Origin of the sequence: Fibrobacter sp. UWB13 (genome assembly GCF_900177805.1) — a bacterium.
Classification (GTDB): domain Bacteria; phylum Fibrobacterota; class Fibrobacteria; order Fibrobacterales; family Fibrobacteraceae; genus Fibrobacter.
Genome location: NZ_FXAX01000001.1, coordinates 2,157,788 through 2,175,706, shown reverse-complemented (window position 1 = coordinate 2,175,706; position 17,919 = coordinate 2,157,788). Strand labels below are relative to the sequence as shown.

17 protein-coding genes are annotated in these 17,919 nt (G+C 47.8%); 6 read left to right on the top strand and 11 right to left on the bottom strand.

Annotated features, from left to right (window positions below; all coding sequences use genetic code 11):
- Nucleotides 1-10 precede the first annotated feature (10 nt).
- From B9Y77_RS09085 to B9Y77_RS09075, 3 genes are read left to right on the top strand one after another with little or no spacing between them, the layout of a single operon-like run.
- On the top strand, nt 11-1,039 hold the full coding sequence (locus B9Y77_RS09085) for an ABC transporter substrate-binding protein (RefSeq protein WP_085491304.1): 1,029 nt from the start codon (nt 11-13) through the stop codon (nt 1,037-1,039).
- A gap of 9 nt (nt 1,040-1,048) precedes the next feature.
- Nucleotides 1,049-1,864 (top strand): ABC transporter ATP-binding protein, encoded by an 816-nt coding sequence (locus tag B9Y77_RS09080; RefSeq protein WP_085491303.1) that lies wholly within the window; start codon nt 1,049-1,051, stop codon nt 1,862-1,864.
- Nucleotides 1,861-2,625, top strand: a complete 765-nt coding sequence (locus tag B9Y77_RS09075) for an ABC transporter permease (protein ID WP_085491302.1) — start codon at nt 1,861-1,863, stop codon at nt 2,623-2,625. Before B9Y77_RS09080 ends, B9Y77_RS09075 begins: the two co-directional genes overlap by 4 nt.
- A gap of 11 nt (nt 2,626-2,636) precedes the next feature.
- On the opposite strand, the gene B9Y77_RS09070 is transcribed toward B9Y77_RS09075, so the two are convergent.
- The 7 genes from B9Y77_RS09070 to B9Y77_RS09040 form a co-directional block, all read right to left on the bottom strand.
- Nucleotides 2,637-3,641, bottom strand: coding sequence for a DsrE/DsrF/DrsH-like family protein (locus B9Y77_RS09070; protein WP_073423775.1), 1,005 nt, complete (start codon nt 3,639-3,641; stop codon nt 2,637-2,639).
- 137 nt (nt 3,642-3,778) lie between these two features.
- The gene (locus B9Y77_RS09065; protein ID WP_085491301.1) at nt 3,779-4,648 is read right to left on the bottom strand and encodes a class I SAM-dependent methyltransferase; all 870 of its coding nucleotides are present in this window, start codon (nt 4,646-4,648) and stop codon (nt 3,779-3,781) included.
- Nucleotides 4,649-4,686: 38 nt separating this feature from the next.
- Complete coding sequence (locus tag B9Y77_RS09060) at nt 4,687-5,598, bottom strand: PLP-dependent cysteine synthase family protein (RefSeq protein ID WP_085491300.1); 912 nt, start codon at nt 5,596-5,598, stop codon at nt 4,687-4,689.
- A 10-nt stretch (nt 5,599-5,608) separates the two neighbouring features.
- On the bottom strand, nt 5,609-6,766 hold the full coding sequence (locus tag B9Y77_RS09055; protein ID WP_085491299.1) for a trans-sulfuration enzyme family protein: 1,158 nt from the start codon (nt 6,764-6,766) through the stop codon (nt 5,609-5,611).
- A 408-nt stretch (nt 6,767-7,174) separates the two neighbouring features.
- Entirely contained in the window at nt 7,175-8,644 is a 1,470-nt protein-coding gene (locus tag B9Y77_RS09050) for a nitrogenase component 1 (protein WP_014545813.1), read from the bottom strand.
- A gap of 10 nt (nt 8,645-8,654) precedes the next feature.
- Complete coding sequence (locus B9Y77_RS09045; protein ID WP_085491298.1) at nt 8,655-9,965, bottom strand: nitrogenase component 1; 1,311 nt, start codon at nt 9,963-9,965, stop codon at nt 8,655-8,657.
- Nucleotides 9,958-10,830 (bottom strand): radical SAM protein, encoded by an 873-nt coding sequence (locus B9Y77_RS09040; RefSeq protein ID WP_014545811.1) that lies wholly within the window; start codon nt 10,828-10,830, stop codon nt 9,958-9,960. Before B9Y77_RS09040 ends, B9Y77_RS09045 begins: the two co-directional genes overlap by 8 nt.
- Before the next feature lie 411 nt (nt 10,831-11,241).
- Here B9Y77_RS09040 and nifH point away from each other — a divergent pair, with 411 nt between their 5' ends.
- The 3 genes from nifH (at nt 11,242) to B9Y77_RS09025 (ending at nt 12,936) form a co-directional block, all read left to right on the top strand.
- Nucleotides 11,242-12,087 carry a nitrogenase iron protein gene (nifH, locus tag B9Y77_RS09035; RefSeq protein ID WP_014545810.1) on the top strand — a complete coding sequence of 282 codons (846 nt, stop codon included), beginning with the start codon at nt 11,242-11,244 and terminating at the stop codon, nt 12,085-12,087.
- A gap of 200 nt (nt 12,088-12,287) precedes the next feature.
- Nucleotides 12,288-12,533, top strand: a complete 246-nt coding sequence (locus B9Y77_RS09030) for a DUF4160 domain-containing protein (protein ID WP_073423768.1) — start codon at nt 12,288-12,290, stop codon at nt 12,531-12,533.
- Nucleotide 12,534: 1 nt separating this feature from the next.
- A complete protein-coding gene (locus B9Y77_RS09025; protein ID WP_085491297.1) occupies nt 12,535-12,936 on the top strand; it encodes a DUF2442 domain-containing protein in 402 nt (133 codons plus the stop codon).
- Between the two features lie 4 nt (nt 12,937-12,940).
- Here B9Y77_RS09025 and mnmA read toward each other — a convergent pair whose 3' ends face one another.
- The 4 genes from mnmA to B9Y77_RS09005 all read right to left on the bottom strand — a co-directional run bounded on the left by mnmA (nt 12,941) and on the right by B9Y77_RS09005 (nt 17,872).
- Nucleotides 12,941-14,041: a tRNA 2-thiouridine(34) synthase MnmA gene (gene mnmA / locus B9Y77_RS09020; RefSeq protein WP_254899976.1), complete on the bottom strand. Its 1,101-nt coding sequence runs from the start codon at nt 14,039-14,041 to the stop codon at nt 12,941-12,943.
- A 208-nt stretch (nt 14,042-14,249) separates the two neighbouring features.
- Nucleotides 14,250-15,182 carry a cysteine synthase A gene (gene cysK, locus B9Y77_RS09015; RefSeq protein WP_014545807.1) on the bottom strand — a complete coding sequence of 311 codons (933 nt, stop codon included), beginning with the start codon at nt 15,180-15,182 and terminating at the stop codon, nt 14,250-14,252.
- Nucleotides 15,183-15,207: 25 nt separating this feature from the next.
- On the bottom strand, nt 15,208-16,494 hold the full coding sequence (locus B9Y77_RS09010) for an O-acetylhomoserine aminocarboxypropyltransferase/cysteine synthase family protein (RefSeq protein ID WP_073423763.1): 1,287 nt from the start codon (nt 16,492-16,494) through the stop codon (nt 15,208-15,210).
- A 361-nt stretch (nt 16,495-16,855) separates the two neighbouring features.
- Nucleotides 16,856-17,872: a helix-turn-helix transcriptional regulator gene (locus B9Y77_RS09005; RefSeq protein WP_085491295.1), complete on the bottom strand. Its 1,017-nt coding sequence runs from the start codon at nt 17,870-17,872 to the stop codon at nt 16,856-16,858.
- Between the last annotated feature and the right edge of the window lie 47 nt (nt 17,873-17,919).

The window sequence follows — 17,919 nt, the reverse complement described above, 5'->3', positions numbered from 1 at the left end:
GAATTCTACAATGACTCAGAATAAATTACACACTCGAATTGCAACGGCATTCCTGTTCGTTCTCGCCTGCGTGACTTCCACAATCGCCGCAGACAAACTTTCCATCGGCTACCTCTCTTCTACGGGCCAGGGAAAATTCTTCATCGCAAAAGATGCGGGCATTTTCAAGAAGAACGGCCTTGACGTAGAATTGGTGGAATTCTCGAATTCCGGCGATGGCATTGCTGCCGTTCGTGCCGGAAAGCTCGATGCTGGTGCATTTGGCTCTCTTGCTCCGCTTATCCATGTTTCGCAGGGTGCTGATATTCGCGTTATTGGCGGCCTCATGGGTGGCGACCAGGCTGTGATTACCCGCAAGGAAAACGCAGGCTCCGTCAAAAAACTGAGCGATCTCAAGGGAAAGAAAATCGCTACAATCCGTTTGGGAACAGCGGATGCCATTGTTCGCGGAGGCCTCAAAAAAGAAGGTATTGACTGGCGTAAGGATGTTACTATTGTAGAACTCAAGAATCCGCCTGCAGTTATCGAAGCGGTAAAGAACGGCAGTGTGTATGCCGGCGTTACATGGGGACCGCACGACCTCCGTGCCGAAGAAGCGGGTCTCTCCGTGGTGCTCCGCAGCAAGGACATCAATCCCGGTCATATTTGCTGCCGCCTCATTGCATCGCTCCGCAAACTTGAAGGCCGTGACGACATTTACAAGCGCTTGGTCAAGTCGCTGATTGAAGCCGAAGAACTTGTCGCAAACGATCACAAGAAGAGCGTTGAAATTATCGCAAAGTGGATTAAGCTTGATACGGCTCTCGTCAACAAGGCTTTCTACAGCGGTTACGTGACGCAGGATACCGACCCGAATGTGAAAGGCGTTGAATTCTTTTGGGATTTCTTGAAGGATGCGGAATTCATCAAGTCCGATAAGAAGGTCTCTCAATATGTCCTCACGAACTACTATCGTGACGCTCTTGCAGAACTTCGCAAGCAAAAGCCCAAATCTGAATTCTACGCGCAGGCTGAAAAGATTTTCCTATCTAGAAATTAAGGAACTAAAATGACTCAAATACAAAGTGGTTTCGAAGCGACTAATCTCGTTTTTTCCTATGATGGCAAACCCATCCTGAAAGACATCAACTTGAAAATCAAACCAGGCGAGTTTGTATGTCTATTAGGCGAAAGCGGAAGTGGCAAGACCACTTTGCTGAATCTTCTCGCAGGGCTGACCAAGCCAAATGAGGGCCATGTCTATTGGAACGGGAAGGAAATTGAAAAGCCTTCCGCAGAAAGGAGCGTGGTCTTTCAGGACTACACTCTTTTTCCTTGGCTTACGCTTCTCCAGAACGTTTCTCTTGCCATTAAAAAGACGAAAAAGGTCAAGGGGAGTTTTGCAAAACATTTGGCAGAAGAATACCTGAATTTAGTGGGGCTTTCGGGGAGCCTTCATAAATATCCCTTTGAACTTTCGGGCGGTATGCGTCAGCGCGGGGCCATTGCAAGAGCGTTGAGCGTTGGCGCAGATGCCCTTCTTTTGGACGAGCCTTTTGGTGCGCTTGATCCTGTAAATCGTGCAAGCCTTCAAGATTTGGTTTTGGAGCTTTGCCGAGGCTCTAAAGACCGTGCAATTACGACTTTGTTTGTGACGCACGACATTCGCGAGGCCGTTTATCTCGGAAGTCGAATTATCGTTTTGGGATCGACGCCAGGCCGTATCATCGCAGATATTCCTTTGGATTTTCCAGTGAAAAAGAGCCGTAGCGAATGGTTCCGCAACGAAAAAGTCCAAAAGACAATCGTTGAAATTGAAGAAGCTTACCACAAGGACATCCTTGAAAAACTCGGGCATACCGTACAGGAGGGCGCAAGTATATGAGAATTTTTGTGAAATATCTATCTAAATTTTCAGGATTTTTATTCCTTCTGTTCTTGATTGGAATCTGGACGTTCATCAGTAGTGGCCCGGAATGGAGCAGCCAATACTTGTTCCCATCACCTAAAGCGATTTTGACGGCGCTTTTCAATTCTCGCGAGGAACTTTTGCGCAGTGCGTGGTCGTCGCTTTTGAAACTTGTCCCTGCTTATTTCGCGGCTGCCGTCGTCGGAATCTCTCTCGGAATTGTTTCGGGGTCTGTCCCTTGGGTGGGTACTATGCTAAAGCCCATTTCACGATTCGCGGCTCCGATTCCGCCTAACGTTTACATCCCTTACGCCATTGCGATTTTGCCGACATTTTACTTGTCCTCTACTTTCATTATTTTCATTGCGGCCTTTTGGCCTATCTACTTGAATACCGCCGCGGGTGCTGCGGACATTCCTGAAAAGTACAGGCGAAATGCCGCCATTATCGGCATCGGTCGCTTTGAATACTTGTGGCGAATTGCATTTGTCGCAAGCCTTCCGTCCATATTTTCCGGGCTTTCCGTAGGCATGGGACTTTCGTTCATCATGCTCACCGTTGCTGAACTCTTCGGCGAAAATACAGGCCTTGGACACTTTGTGCAATTCTACGCTGACTATTCCGATTACCCCAACATGGTTGCGGGAATTTTGTGGACTGGCATTGTAGTCCTTGCGATCATGGAATTTTTTGAATTTGTAAAACGCAAGGTGCTATTCTGGACGAAGGCGAATTAAGTCGACGAGTGTTATATAAAGTATGTTAGGTCGGATTTTTCAGTAGAGCCGAGCATGGTCGCAACGCCACCAAGTTCCACGCCGTCAATCAATTCTTCGGCGGTAATTCCCATGAGTTCCATCGACATTTGGCATGCAACGAACTTTACGCCTTTTTGCTTTGCGCTTTCAATCAGTTCTTCGAGCGAAGAAACTCCGTTTTGTTTCATCACGGCGCGGATCATTTTTGCACCGATACCGCCAAAGTTCATGCGTGAAAGTCCGAGCTTTTTGGAACCTCGCGGCAGCATAAAGCTGAACATTTTTCCGATAAGCGATTTTTTGACGCGTACTTTTTCTGGTCTGCGTAAAAGGCTTACACCCCAAAAGGTAAAGAACATTGTAACTGGGCGGCCCATCGCGGCTGCGCCATTTGCCATAATGAACGAAGCGATTGCTTTGTCTAAATCCCCGCTGAATACGACAAATGTTTTGCCATGTTCAAATTCTCGCTTTTCGGCGACGGGGGCGTTGCGCTTTACGACGGTCGCATAAATTATATTGTCTCTTTCTGTGAGCGATTTTAGCTCGTTGCCGGTGCGCTGGCACCAAACTTGTATGTCCGAATAAAAAGCCTTTTCGGTTGCTTCTATTTGCACTTCTTCGCCAGGCGAAACGCTTTTGATGGCCTCGTCTACTTGAACGATGGGGCCGGGGCATTTTGCCCCTTTGGCATCAACGAAGTGAACTTTAGAAAAGGCTTCTAGCCCGCCTTCGAGATTGTAGACTTCGTAATCTCTGTCGGCAAGAATTTCTGCAACTTGTTCGGAGCGGTCACCTGTCGAACAGAACACATAAACGGGTTTGTCTTTGGGAATGGAATCTACTTTTTTTGAAAGTTCAAAGAATGGAACTTGAACTGCGCCATTTATAGGTCGGACAATCACTTCGCTTGGTTCGCGAACATCAAGCAAAGTTGAATTTTGTAAATCAATCTTGTAAAAATCTCTAGCAGCAAGTATTTTGACTTCAGACATGACTTTACCTTTCCCGATTTTATTTTAACCAGATAAAAATAGAATCATGTGAAGTCTATTTCTAATACTTTTTTTTAATAGCGAAATATCGACTTTCTCGATAACAAAACAGTCAGTTATCTTGTTAACGATTTGCTTTACAAACCGCAATACATCAGATGAACGCCCTCGAATGCGGACAATCCAGTTGATGTGCTGAAAAAGGCATCGTCGATATCTTTGGGAGAAAGATCGTGACAATATTGGATACCCGATTTCCTGGCCAAATTTTCAACTTGAACGGGATCGTATCCCTCAACCATACACTCGCCGCACGATGCTGTTATTTGTTTTAAGCGGCTGATTTTGGTTATGCTGTCCGCACTGTCCCGCTCTTTTTCGTAGTAATCGAATACTATTGCACTATTGGGTGCTGCTATCTTAGAAATTTCCGCAATCGTCTTGAAAAAGATTTCAATAGGAATGTAGTAGGATACGCCGAGAATCGAAAAGACGGAGCGTTTTTTCGGATTAAAACCAGCGTTTGTCAATCTGCTGATGATGCTATCCTTGTTGAAATCAATTTCTACAAAGTGAACTTTTGGGCGCTTCTTTGTGAAAAGTTGTCGTGTTCGCTCGATTTTGAAGACTTGAGTTTCGTACAAATCAAGTTCAAAAACATCTACGTTTTGACTTTTGTTCCTAAGCGCAAAGGAATCTAGGCCCGCACCCAAGAGAACGTATTGCACGTCTCCTGTTTTTTGCTTGGCATCGACAATGTCTTCTGCAAATCGATTTCGTGGAAGAATGATTGGGAGAAGGTATTGGTCAATAAAATTCTTAGCCGGGTAATCTTTGGGCTTCGACTTTTTCGCAGGAAGGAACTGCCTTGCAAGATTGCGTGCGTGGCGATATTCCTTCAAACCCACAAAATCCTGTGCAAATTCGTCTTCAAAAATTTTTTCACTTTTAGCGTGAGTGTGGACAGCTCGGGCAAGAGCGCATAAAAGCGCTGTTTTGCTAATCATAAACTTGTGCACTCTAATTAAAGATGAATTTTTTTATGTTATTTGTATAAACCTTTGCTGAAGTAACGATCGCCACGGTCTGGGGCTACAAAGACAATGTTCCCGCGAGCGCCCGATGCAATCAGTTTCTTGGCTGCTGCGAAAGCGCCGCCCGAAGAAGATCCCGCAAAAATTCCCTCTTTTTGCGCGAGTTCACGGGAACCACCGAAAGCGTCGTCATCGTTAATTTTGATGACGCGGTCCACAAGCGACATGTCCATAGTGTCTGCAATAAAATCGTTTCCGATTCCTTCGATGTTGTAGTCTCCATGTTCGCCACCGCCCATTGTAGAGCCTACAGGGTCAGCGAGCACGCCTTGAATTTTGGGGTTGCGTTCCTTGAGCGCCTTGAGAATGCCCGAGAACGTTCCGCCGCTTCCTGCGCCTGCAATAACATAATCGACGTTGCCATCGAGATCGTCGTAAATTTCAGGTCCTGTCGTTTCATAATGGGCGCGCGGATTTGCCATGTTGTGGAATTGTCTGAGAGAAACGGAATCCGGAATTTGCTTCAGCAGTTCTTCTGCTTTCTTTTCGGCGCCGAGCATGCCTTCTTCACGCGGGGTGTTGATGAGTTCTGCGCCAAGCGCACGCAAAAGCGTCTGCTTTTCTTGCGAAAATTTTGTCGGTACTACAAAAATGACACGCACTCCGCGGTTCAATGCTGCAAATGCAATTCCAAGCCCGGTATTGCCTGCGGTTGCTTCGATAATCGTTCCGCCAGGTTTGAGCGTCCCTTTGGCGAACGCGTCTTCGACCATATAAAGGCCGGCGCGGTCTTTTACGCTGCCCGAAGGATTCCACAATTCAAGTTTTACGAATAAATTTACGCCTTCAGGAACTCCAACATGCGTGAGCTTTACGAGCGGTGTCTTTCCAATCAGGGATTTCATGGATTCGTAGTAATGCATATCTTGTTCCTTATGCTTTTGCGGCTTCAATGGCTGCGTTAACATCTGCGATGATGTCATCAACTTTTTCAATGCCCACGGATAAGCGAATGAGCCCGTCAGTGATGCCGACTTTTTCGCGAATTTCCTTTGGGATAGATGCGTGCGTCATTGTGGCTGGATGGCATACGAGGCTTTCGACGCCGCCCAAGCTTTCAGCAAGAGAAACGAGTTTTAGAGCTTTGAAGAATTTTTTGATATCGTAATTTTCACGAAGTTCGAACGAAATCATGGCGCCACCGTTCTTGGCCTGTTTCTTGTTGATTTCGTAGCCTTGTGCTGTCGGGAGTCCCGGATAATAAACGTGCTTTACGGCTTCGTGCTTTTCGAGATACTTTGCGATGGTTTCGGCATTTTCAGTATGGCGATCCAAGCGGACGCCAAGCGTCTTGATGCCGCGAATTAAGAGGAACGAATCAAAAGGTCCGAGTACAGCACCGGTTGCGTTCTGCGTAAAAGCGAGTCTTTCGGCAAGCTCCTTGGAATTGACAACAGCAAGGCCTGCCACCAAGTCGCTGTGACCGCCTAAATACTTTGTCGCAGAATGCACGACGATGTCGGCGCCCAATTCAATCGGACGCTGCAGATACGGCGTCATAAATGTGTTATCGACAATGGTTAAAATGTTGTGCTTCTTGGCAATTGCGGCAACGCCAGCCAAGTCCGTTACCGTCAAGAGCGGATTTGCAGGGCTTTCGACAAAGAATGCTTTCACATCGGGTGTTATTTTGGATTCAAGCAATTTCAAATCGGTCGTGTCTTCGATGGAATAACTGATGCCGAGATTCTTGAAAACTTTGTCCAAAACGCGGAAAGTGCCGCCATAGACATTGCTCGAAATGATGATGCGGTCTCCTTGCTTAAAAAGCGAAAGGACGGTTGTTGTTGCAGCCATGCCGCTTGCAAATGCAAAGCCTGCGACTCCTCCTTCAAGTTCTGCAATCAGCGCTTCCAACGCTGCGCGCGTCGGGTTCCCTGTGCGGGAATATTCCCAACCCGTGTTTTCACCAAGGCCTGTCTGCTTGTAGGTGGAAGTCTGGTAGATAGGGACGTTTACAGCTCCTGTTGTTTTGTCGCCATCAATGCCACCGTGAATGAGTTTTGTTTCGATATTGTTGAAGTTTGACATAAGATAATAATCTCCTATGACGCTATTAAATGCTAGCGCCTTTGTGGTTTAAATTTTTTTGAATAAAAAAATCCCGCTACGGAACATAAAACCGAGCGGGAATCTGTTTAAAAGAATAGCCTAAAAACTAGATGCCCGTCCGACATCGACAACAACAAGCGAAATTTAAGCTATTGAACGGGAAATTCATTTTTTATATCCTATTTCTTTTGTGGGTTAATTTAGATAAAGCCTTTCGTTTTGGCAAGAGATTTCTTTATACTATTTTTCTAGAACCGGTGATAACGATTTTCTATAGCCATTTTGTTTCTGTGTTTTTTTGAATTTGAAACTCAGCTGAAATTGGTTGCATAGAAAAATCTCCTGCGGAAAAAATTCCCGCAGGAGAAACCATGTCAAAAAAATTGTTTATCTTGCGCCTTCCGGCTTCAAGAACTTGTCTGTATCTTGTTCGTACCACCACTTGGTATAGGGTAACTTGATTCGAGCGGCAAGACTCTTTTCAAAGCTACGGTTCTTGATGGTATCGAGGATGCTCTTGGCAAAGTTGAGTGTTCCTTCGTAACCGAAAATCATGTATTCATCGGCGACGAAGAGCGCTGCGTAACCCTGCTTGATGGCCCATACGGTTGAACCTGGATGACGGCTAAAGTAAATGTCCGGCTTGTGATAGTTCAATACGCTCATCACTTCGTAGTTTTGTTGGTCAGCCACAGTGAGCTTGAGCCCCTTTGGCGATGTCTTCAGCAAATGTTCGAGTGCTGGCGGAATCTGGCCGTTATCGTACTTGTAGTCATAATGCCAAGCAAGACCGTGAACCACTTCCATGCCGAGTTCCTGCAATACGCGCGAAACTTCGTAGGTGTAGCCCGGGCCCATACCGATCACGGCGCGAAGACCCTTGAGTTCCCTCTTGACTTCTTCGATTTGCGGCAAGTAAATGGCGCGCTGGCGCTCGATGTAACGTTCTACTTCGGCTTCCTTGCCAATCGTTTTGCCGATGGCGCGGAACCAAGTTTCAAAACCGGTAATGCCGTTCGGGTTAATCGTACGCACATATGGTACACCGTAAGTTTCTTCGAGGGCGTTGCCGAGGTAGGTGCCGAGCGTTCCGCAAATGCAAACCATTGCTTGGGCTTCGCTCAAGTGCGAAAGTTCTTCGACAGTGGAGTTACAATAAACGAATTGCGGTTCTGCGCCGATTTCCTTGAAAAGTTCCGTAATCTGCGGGCGAGCGCTTTCAAAGAAGTTCTTGAAGATAATCTTGTTGTTCTTCTTCTCAGGCGGCTTCACGATGCCCTGCAAAACGGCGTGGTCTGCGATATCGAAACCGCTAGCCCAAATGCGGCTCTTGAAACCTTCGCAATGGATTGGAATAATTGGAATATCGTATTCATCTGCGAGTTCGTCGGCGAGACCGTCAACGTCTTCGCCAATCACGCCCGATACGCAAGAAGACGAGAGGAAAATCGCTTCCGGGTGGAACTTTTCGTACGTGTACTGCGTTGCCTTGCGGAGTGCTTCGATAGCGCCAAAGACTGTATCGTTTTCGTTCAAGTCCGTGCAGACGTAAACGGAATTTGTCTTTTCGTTAATGCGTTCGGCGAGTTGGCGGAATTTGACATCTTCACCTTGTGCAAGTGCAACGCAACCGGCTGGAGCGTGATAGACGACAGCCACATTGCGGATACTGATGAGCTGGTCCAAAGCGCAACCCGAAAGGCAAGAACTGGATTGGCTAAAGCAACGTTCGCGATTCTTGACGGAACCGCACTGTGAGCGGTGTGCGAGCGTTTCCAAGTCGCCCGAAAATCCAGTGATGGATCCAAGACGGTTTTCGCGAACACCGACGTTTGCATTTTTAAAATTAAATGGCATTAGATCCTCCTTAAATTTTCAGCATGGAAAGTGCTGCAGAGTAGATGTCTTCCAACAAGTAAAGACCGCCGGAATAACCCGCCACATGCGAGTTGATGACGATTTTTTCGATCATCGGATAGCTGATGTTCACGAAATGGCCCTTGAGTTCGTGGGCGAGTTTCTTTTCCCAGTTCGAACCGATGATGAGCGGGGAGCCGCCAAAGTCCATTTTGCGGATTTGATTCTGGAGGTCGAAACCGTCCGTGGTGAACTCGACTTTTGTTTTGATGTCGTAATTCAGCGTGTTTGTTTCTTGCGAGACTTCTTCGCGGAATGCTTCCGGCGTGTCGTCCGTAACGAACAGCTTTTGCGGGAAAAGACCCATGTCGTTCACGAGAAACTTGGTCACAGCAATTACGTACTGGGCTTCGCTCACGACGGTAAAACGCTTGCTCACGATACGGCTTTCAAGAATCGTATCGGCGTAACGTTCCAGGTAGTAGAAGAACTGCGCTTCGTTCTGCTGGATAACGGACTCCGTGAGTTCTTTGTCAGCGCCCGTGAATTCAGCGACCGTACGGAGGAACTTTGTCGTTTCGGCCGCACCAATTGGCAAAATCGGGTAGTGCAACAGCGGAATGTTGAATTCCTTTTCGAGATACTGGGCGCTTTCGAGGCCTGCCCACGGCGAAACTAGAATTGTGTATTCTGCCGCCGGAATCTTCTGCAAGTTTTCAAGCCCGCGACCAAAACCGAAAATCGTATTTGTCTTGAGACCGATGGACTGCAAAAGACGTTCGAGTTCACGCAAGTTGCCAAGCCAATACGGATCCTGCTGTGGCACGCCAGCGAACAAGTTGACAAGTCCCTTTTCCTTCGGGGCTTCGCCCTTGAACTTTCTCACATACTGTTCAAAGATGCTCTTCAAAATCCAATCATGGCCGATGTAGTTGTTGCCCTTGAATCCCGGCGTCTTTGCCCAGATGACAGGTTTTTCGGCATCTTCGAATTCTTCTGCGACTTCTTGAATGTCGTCACCAATGATTTCACCCGTGCAACCGGAAAGAACCACGAACAGGTCGGCATCGATGATTTTGAGAGCGTTGCTGATGGTTGAACGCAACTTGTCTGCACCGCCAAACACGACTTCTTTTTCGCTGATACTTGTGCAAGGGTAAATGTTGGGGCTGAATCTGCCGCTCGTGCCGTTGTTATCATTTAGCTTGGATGCGCATCCCGGACCGGAATGCAAAACGGGAATTGCTCCAGGAATTGATTGCACGGTCTGCATTGCTGCCAAAGCGCATTTGTAGCGCGCCTGATCCAATATTTTAGCCATGAGAGAAAGTCTCCTTTACACGGATGCGATCCATGTAGATTTGTGAACCAACGTCATAGACGCCGGGAACACCAACAGCATCTGCTCTGCAGTGAGCGCAGTGCTTGAAAACATTGATAAATACGCCGGCCTGTTCCTGTGCAATTGCGAGTCCCTTCGGAGTCGGGGCCGGAAGATCCTTGAATCCGTTTTGCGGAATCAGCGGAATGATGTTGTATATAATCGCTCCCGCTTCGCGGACTGTAGCGGCCACATCTTCGATATGGTTGTCGTTGATGCCTGGGCAAAGAACCGTATTCACTTTCACGAGTGTCCCGCTTTTTGCAACCTTGCGAATGCCTTCCAGCTGGTTGTGAATCAAGATTTCAGCGGCTTCGACACCCGTGTAGGTCTTGCCGTGGTAGAAAATTCTCGCATTGATCATTGCTTCGATTTCTGGGTCAACGGCGTTCACCGTGACCGTAAGCGTATCGATGCCCACGTCAATGACTTCGTCTGCCTTGTCGTTCAGCAAAAGTCCGTTTGTGCTCATGCAACGAATCAGGTTTGGAAATTCCTTTTTGACGAGGCGGAAAGTATCCAGTGCAAAAGGTGTCGCGAGCGTGTCGCCAGGGCCAGCAATACCCACCGTAGTAAGATCCGGTACGAATTCAAGAGCCTTGCGAATATAGCCACATGCTTCTTCCGGTTTGATAACTTTACTTGTATTTCCCGGAACTTGTGCGTCTTCGTTGATGCGACGGTCGCAAAAACGGCATTCGATGTTACAACCCGGAGCGACGGGCAAATGGATACGCCCTTTACGATTCTTGCATGCGCCAAAGCAGGGGTGCTCTCTAAAAACTGTTTCTTGATCGATTGCCATAAAACCTCACAAAGGCAAAAGATTCGTGGTAAACACAAGGCATAAAAGCCTTGCGCTAAACTAGCGGTAAATACCGATTTAGTTTATGTGGAAGATGATGAACGGTTTGCCTAGCGTTCTGTTGTGTGATTAATTCTTTTACTTCCCTGTCGAAGAAGTTCGGGCAAAAATTTAAAAAGCGGTATAGCGAAAGACAATATGAAACAAGGGGTGAAAATTAAAAAAAATGTTTTTTCTGGGCGTGCAATAGATTCCCGCTGAATGGGGTTATAAAAAGTTTTTATAGCAACGCACAAAAAAGAATAATTGTGACGAAATGGGCTAAAAAAGTATTGAAAAGGGTAGACGCAAATTCTAAACTTGTTCTTGCCTAGCGTTTCTATAGGAAAATCCTAAGGAGACACTTATAATATGTCAAAGAAATTACGTCAAATCGCTATCTATGGTAAGGGCGGCATCGGCAAGTCCACTACAACTCAGAACTTGACCGCAGGCCTTGTGGAACAGGGCAAGCACGTGCTCGTTGTCGGTTGCGATCCGAAGGCAGACTCTACTCGACTCTTGCTCGGTGGCCTCCATCAGAAGACTGTGCTCGATACCATTCGCGATAACAAGACCGAAATCCAGCTCTCTGACCTTGAAAAGGTTGGCTTCAAGGGCGTTCGCTGCGTGGAATCCGGTGGCCCGGAACCGGGCGTGGGTTGCGCAGGCCGCGGCATCATCACTTCCATCAGCATGCTTGAACAGCTCGGTGCTTACACCGAAGATCTCGACTACGTTTTCTACGACGTGCTCGGTGACGTTGTGTGCGGTGGTTTCGCCATGCCGATTCGTGAAGGCAAGGCAAAGGAAATCTACATCGTTGCTTCCGGCGAAATGATGGCCCTCTACGCTGCAAACAACATCTGTAAGGGTATTGCCAAGTACGCTGAACGCGGTGAAGTGCGACTCGGCGGTATTATCTGCAACAGCCGTAACGTCGATAACGAACTTGACTTGCTCCGCGCATTCACCAAGGAACTCAACACGCAGCTCATCCAGTACGTGCCGCGCAACAACATCGTGCAGCAGGCAGAAATCCGCAAGAAGACTGTGATTGATTTCGAACCGAACTGCAACCAGGCTAATGTCTACCGTGAACTTGCAAAGAACATCGACGAAAACGAACTCTTTACCATCCCGACTCCGATGACGCAGGACCGCTTGGAACAAATTCTCATCGACTACGGCATGATGGAAAAGGACTACTCCATTTAAAACTTTTTATTGCCAACTATCTCAAAGTGAAAAATCCTACCCAATCGGGTAGGATTTTTTTTGCATTTTTTTTACAAAAAAATGTGGTACAAATCCCCGAAAAAAGCGTGTTAAGAATATAGAAGCCTCAAAAAACTTCTAAAAATCGTAACACCATATTGACGGATATAAAATTATATCCTAAATTCAAAGGAGATTAAATGCCGACATTGCTAATCCTCTTCGGTCTTAGATTCTATTTCTATTCTAATGATCATGAGCCATTTCATATTCATGTAGAGAGTTCTGATGGAATAGCGAAATATGGAATCGAAAACGGAGAAGTTTTATTGATAAAAAATGAAGGGCTAAAAATAAAGGACTTAAAATTAGCGGAGTCCATTATCGAAGAGAATAAGGAAATTTTTGAAAAGGAATGGAATCGCTTTTTTGGAAAGGATGCGTAATATGCACAAAAGGGACATTGAAAGCGCTGAACTCGTGAAGGGTGGAATTTTGCTTACGGCAAAGGACGGGCGTACAGCCCTTTTGAAATTCCGTGATTCGGAGCGACTTCGTTCTGCTAGTGCTGAACAGCGTGCCGCTTTCAGATTGTCTTTTGGGGGCTTGCGCTGGGATGAAATAGACGAAGATCTCTCTTACGATAGCATTTTTGAACCGCAAGCACATTCGTTGCGTGGTTCGGCGAAATTTAAATCGCTTAATATGTCTGAGGTGGCAAGACGGCTAGGAATACAGCAGTCATTGATGGCTGCATATATGAACGGTTCCAAAAAGCCGTCTGCTGAACGTGAAAAACTTATTCGCGAAGAAATCCGTAAAATCGGGCGAGAGCTTTTGGAAATTTGATTTTTTACTTCCCGATGATCCCGCTCGCGACCACGCCTTTGTCTGCATAGAGCACGAGTACTTGACCCGGTGCCGATGCGAATTGCGGTTCGTCAAATTTCACGCTGATTGTACCGGCTGTAGTGTCCAAAGCAGTAATTCTTGCCGTTGCTCCTTTATGCCCGAGGCGAATGTGTGCCGTGAGCGGCTCCTTCAAAAGTGGGGATGTCTCCGAAACCATCAGGTTTAAGTCAACGGCAGAAACTTCGGTACAGCTCAATGCGCTTCTAGGTCCGAGAATCACCTGATTGTGGTGCGCATCAATCGCCACAACGTAAAGCGGTTCCGCTTGCCCGCCGATGTTGAGCCCCTTACGTTGCCCGATCGTGTAATGCACAATGCCCTTGTGCTTTCCGAGAACTTTTCCGTTCACATCGATAAAATCTCCGGGAACGTTGTCGCTCTCGTCGAACAGTACCGAGTAATCGCCGCACTCGATAAAGTCCTGACTTTCGCGCTTTGTTGCAAAATCGTCCCAGCCGATTTCCTTGGCGAGCGCTTTCACGTCTGCTTTCTGCATTCCGCCGAGCGGGAAAATCACAGTGGAAAGTTGCTCTGCCGAGAGTCTTGATAAAAAGTACGTCTGGTCTTTATGCTCGTCCAATGCTTCGTACAAGAACGGAACATCAGGATTCTTGAAATCGAGCCGCGCGTAATGCCCCGTCGCAAAGTAATCGAAATCAATCCCGAGCTTGCGTGCCGCATGCTGTAGCGCTCCAAACTTGATGCTCTGATTGCAACGGACGCACGGATTCGGCGTCCGCCCTGCGCGGTATTCCGCACGGAAATAGTCGAGAACTTCACGCTTGTAATCTTCGGCAACCGGAACAACGTAATGCGGAATCCCGAGACGCTCGGCAACGAGTTTTGCCTCTTCGATATTCTTGTCTTCGCTCGGACCGTAACAGCCTTCGCGACCTTCGACTGCAGGCATTTTCACGGAGCCGTCCCACGTTGCCATCGTCATGCCGACAACTTCGTAACCTTGCTTTTTCAGTAAATACGCCGAAAGAGCGGAATCCACACCGCCCGACAATCCAACAGCGACACGCTTTTTTTGTGACATGTTAAAACCGTTCTTTTTGAAAATTGGTGATCCCGGCACAAGTCCGGGATGACAATGCGTTGTATAAAACACAAATAAACGCTAGAGAGGCGAATGGAACCTTCTAGCGTTTTTCACTCAATAATGAATCATCTTAATTTTTTTTTCGGTTTCTACTGCGAGGCGAATGGAACCGCGAAGCACTTACCGAATAAATTTTATCTAACACTTAGTCAGCGAAGAGCGGAGTGGAAAGGTAACGGTCACCGCTATCCGGGAGGAGTGCGACAATCGTCTTGCCCTTGTTTTCCGGACGCTTTGCAAGTTCGATTGCGGCATGCAAAGCAGCGCCAGAAGAGATACCCACGAGGATGCCTTCAGCCTTGGCAATTGCCTTGCCGGCAGCGAATGCGTCTTCATTCTTGACCGGGAGCACTTCGTCATAGACGGAGGTGTTCAAAGTATCCGGAACAAAGCCTGCGCCAATACCCTGGATCTTGTGCGGACCAGCCGTGCCCTTGGAAAGCACCGGAGAAGATTCCGGTTCAACTGCGACAACCTTCACATTCGGATTTTGGGACTTGAGGTATTCACCGACACCCGTGACCGTTCCACCAGTACCTACGCCTGCGACGAAAATGTCAACCTTGCCATCCGTGTCTTCCCAAATTTCCGGACCCGTCGTTGCCTTGTGGGCGGCCGGGTTTGCCGGGTTCACGAACTGACCCGGGATAAAGCTGTTCGGAATTTCCTGAGAGAGTTCTGTTGCGCGAGCGATTGCACCCTTCATGCCCTTAGCACCTTCGGTGAGAACGATTTCTGCACCGTAGGCCTTGATGAGCTGGCGACGTTCAACACTCATGGTTTCCGGCATCACGATGATGATGCGGTAGCCGCGAGCTGCTGCGACGGAAGCGAGACCGATACCAGTGTTACCAGAAGTCGGTTCGATAATCACGGAACCCGGCTTAAGCTTGCCTGAAGCTTCGGCATCGTCAATCATTGCCTTAGCAATACGATCCTTGACAGATCCAGCCGGGTTGAAATATTCAAGCTTTGCCACGATCTTAGCCTGGAGATTGTTTTCCTTTTCGATGTGGGAAAGTTCGAGGAGCGGGGTATGACCGATAAGTTGGTCAGCAGATGCGTAAATTTTTGACATGGTAGAATCCTTTTGTTATTTGTAATTAAATCTGGTCAAGAGCCTGTGCGAGGTCGTTGATGATATCTTCGTAGTGTTCCGTACCGATGGAGAGACGGATCGTTGCAGGAGAGATACCAGCTTCGGCAAGTTCAGCCGGAGTGAGTTCGGAGTGGGTCGTTGTATACGGGTGAACAACGAGGCTCTTCACGTCGGCAACGTTAGCGAGCAAGCTGAAAATCTTGAGCCCGTCGATGAACTTGAAGGCTTCTGCCTGGCCGCCCTTCACATCGAATGTGAAGATGGAACCTGCACCGTTCGGGAAGTACTTCTGGTAGAGAGCGTGCTGCGGATGATCTGCAAAGCTCGGGTGGTTGACCTTAGCGACCTTCGGGTGCTTCGAGAGGAATTCGAGAACCTTCTTGGTGTTTTCCACATGACGGTCAAGACGGAGCGAAAGCGTTTCAGTGCCCTGCAAGAGAAGGAATGCGTTGAACGGGGAAATTGCTGCACCTTCGTCACGGAGAAGGATAGCGCGGATGTAAACGATGTAAGCTGCAGCGCCAGCTGCTGCGGTGAAAGGCACACCGTAGCTCGGGTTCGTTTCGGTGAACTGCGGGAACTTGCCAGATGCAGCCCAATCAAACTTGCCACCGTCAACAATCACGCCGCCGAGAGTCGTACCGTGACCGCCGATGAACTTCGTTGCAGAATGCACGACGATATCAGCACCGTGTTCGAGCGGACGAATCAAGTACGGAGTACCAAAGGTGTTGTCGATCACGACCGGAATCTTGTTCTTGTGAGCGAGTTCGGAGATGGCCTCGATATCCGGGATGTCGGAGTTCGGGTTGCCGAGAGTTTCGATAAAGACGAGCTTCGTGTTGTCCTTGATAGCGCCTTCGACTTCCTTCAAGTTGTGGATGTCAACGAAAGTCGTTTCAATGCCGAACTTGGAAAGCGTATGTTCCAAGAGGTTGTAGGTGCCGCCGTAGATGGAGCGCTGTGCGACCACGTGGTCACCCTTGCGAGCGAGAGCCGTGATGGCATAAGTAAGAGCTGCTGCACCGGAAGCGACTGCGAGACCTGCGATACCGCCTTCGAGAGCAGCGATGCGCTTTTCAAAAACGTCCTGCGTGGTGTTGGTGAGGCGGCCGTAAATGTTGCCTGCATCCTTCAGATGGAAACGGTCAGAAGCGTGCTGAGCGCTGTGGAACACGTAAGAGGTGGTCTGGTATATAGGAACTGCGCGGGAATCGGTTGCCGGGTCTGCCTGTTCCTGACCAACGTGGAGCTGAAGAGTTTCGAAATGGAGCTTATTCTGAGTCGTCATATTATTTAAATCCTTTTGTGCGCTTGGCGCGAAATTTTCGCGTTCGCCCGAACGTTTTGTTACTGTTGGCGTCGGGCGACGCGATAGTTAATAGTTTTGCTCAATTCTGAGCGTTAAATTTTGGCGGTATTAGGCCCGCCCGCCTTCAGCTTGGTTACACATTCGACATCGCATAGCGAAATCCTCCAGGCTTTTCCCTTTCGGGGTGCCTCGTTCGTTTGATGTGCATAATTTAAAAACAAAACCCTACTAGTCCAATAGGAAAGTAGGGTGAATTATAAAATTTTTCTAGAAAAGTTACTTATATATAAATAAAAGCTATAACAAGACCGTAATTTTGGTAATAACGAGTGGATTTTCCTTACTTTTCGTACTTTTCCACCAGCTTTTTTGCCGTTTCCAGTATCATCTGCCTCAGTTTTTTCGGCTGTTGGACCGTCGCGATGTTCCCATAATACATAATCCACTGCTTGAGCAGCTCGTTTACCTCGACCTTCATCGTCACGCGGATTTCGTCGCCTGGCGCGTCTTCCATTTTCATGGAGCGGTGGTATGGACGTTCCTTCAAAAAGTTCTTGGCGTATTTCGGGAAGTAAATGACGACTTTTTCTTCTTGCGGATTCTGGTCGCCCAAAAGCAAAGATCCCGTGCGGATGCGCTTGCGCAACGATTCGACCACCTTCGAGTCTTCTTCAAAAGTTTCCTTCAGCAATTTCACTGACTCGATGCGTTGCAATTTTAACGCGTAAGTTTTGTCGGGGTGGTGCTGCGAAACGCAACCGATATAAATGTCTCCATGACTTATGGCGACCATCAACGGAACGCGTGGCTTATCCGATGGCGTTCCCCAGTTGTCTGTATATTTTATCTGTACTTTACGCTTTTGACGAATCGCGTTCAGAATAGTCGGCAGGTGCTTGCTCACGTCTTCGTCGTAATTGGGCGGAGTCCCCATAAAGAGAATACGACCATTCAATTCTTTCGAATAGCTCTTCAGAACATCTTGTTGCTTCGCGGGCAAATCCTGCGTAATTCTTCTGGTGAGGTCATCGATAAGGCTTGCTGTTGCCGGGTACAAATTCGCGATACGCTGCAAAAAGACGAAATGCAAAACCATGTCGCCAAACTCCGGAAATACGAGCTTGTTTGCACGTTCGAGCGCCGCCTGGTAATAAGTCTTGCCGCTGTCGGTAATGCGTTGGATGTAATGGCTTTCGAGATTTGTCAATGCCTGCATATCGCGCTGCACGCTTCGCAATTCATTTGCGGGAATATCCAAATGCTGCATGATATCCGTAACGCTATAACGATTGTTATAGTGTGCCATCAGGTACACAAAAATTCGCACCATGCGTTCGCCGCGACCCGGATTTTCCATAAGACCTCCGTCCTTGTCATGCCGGACACTGTTCCGGCATCGCCATC

What these genes read in the sequence shown, in the direction of transcription:
- B9Y77_RS09040 (WP_014545811.1), bottom strand. Translation starts at nt 10,830, where the DNA reads ATGGCAATCGATCAAGAAACAGTTTTTAGAGAGCACCCCTGCTTTGGC.
- B9Y77_RS09005 (WP_085491295.1), bottom strand. Translation starts at nt 17,872, where the DNA reads ATGGAAAATCCGGGTCGCGGCGAACGCATGGTGCGAATTTTTGTGTAC.
- B9Y77_RS09025 (WP_085491297.1), top strand. Translation starts at nt 12,535, where the DNA reads ATGCACAAAAGGGACATTGAAAGCGCTGAACTCGTGAAGGGTGGAATT.
- B9Y77_RS09085 (WP_085491304.1), top strand. Translation starts at nt 11, where the DNA reads ATGACTCAGAATAAATTACACACTCGAATTGCAACGGCATTCCTGTTC.
- mnmA (WP_254899976.1), bottom strand. Translation starts at nt 14,041, where the DNA reads ATGTCACAAAAAAAGCGTGTCGCTGTTGGATTGTCGGGCGGTGTGGAT.
- B9Y77_RS09030 (WP_073423768.1), top strand. Translation starts at nt 12,288, where the DNA reads ATGCCGACATTGCTAATCCTCTTCGGTCTTAGATTCTATTTCTATTCT.
- B9Y77_RS09010 (WP_073423763.1), bottom strand. Translation starts at nt 16,494, where the DNA reads ATGACGACTCAGAATAAGCTCCATTTCGAAACTCTTCAGCTCCACGTT.
- B9Y77_RS09070 (WP_073423775.1), bottom strand. Translation starts at nt 3,641, where the DNA reads ATGTCTGAAGTCAAAATACTTGCTGCTAGAGATTTTTACAAGATTGAT.
- B9Y77_RS09055 (WP_085491299.1), bottom strand. Translation starts at nt 6,766, where the DNA reads ATGTCAAACTTCAACAATATCGAAACAAAACTCATTCACGGTGGCATT.
- B9Y77_RS09080 (WP_085491303.1), top strand. Translation starts at nt 1,049, where the DNA reads ATGACTCAAATACAAAGTGGTTTCGAAGCGACTAATCTCGTTTTTTCC.
- B9Y77_RS09065 (WP_085491301.1), bottom strand. Translation starts at nt 4,648, where the DNA reads ATGATTAGCAAAACAGCGCTTTTATGCGCTCTTGCCCGAGCTGTCCAC.
- B9Y77_RS09075 (WP_085491302.1), top strand. Translation starts at nt 1,861, where the DNA reads ATGAGAATTTTTGTGAAATATCTATCTAAATTTTCAGGATTTTTATTC.
- B9Y77_RS09045 (WP_085491298.1), bottom strand. Translation starts at nt 9,965, where the DNA reads ATGGCTAAAATATTGGATCAGGCGCGCTACAAATGCGCTTTGGCAGCA.
- B9Y77_RS09050 (WP_014545813.1), bottom strand. Translation starts at nt 8,644, where the DNA reads ATGCCATTTAATTTTAAAAATGCAAACGTCGGTGTTCGCGAAAACCGT.
- cysK (WP_014545807.1), bottom strand. Translation starts at nt 15,182, where the DNA reads ATGTCAAAAATTTACGCATCTGCTGACCAACTTATCGGTCATACCCCG.
- nifH (WP_014545810.1), top strand. Translation starts at nt 11,242, where the DNA reads ATGTCAAAGAAATTACGTCAAATCGCTATCTATGGTAAGGGCGGCATC.
- B9Y77_RS09060 (WP_085491300.1), bottom strand. Translation starts at nt 5,598, where the DNA reads ATGCATTACTACGAATCCATGAAATCCCTGATTGGAAAGACACCGCTC.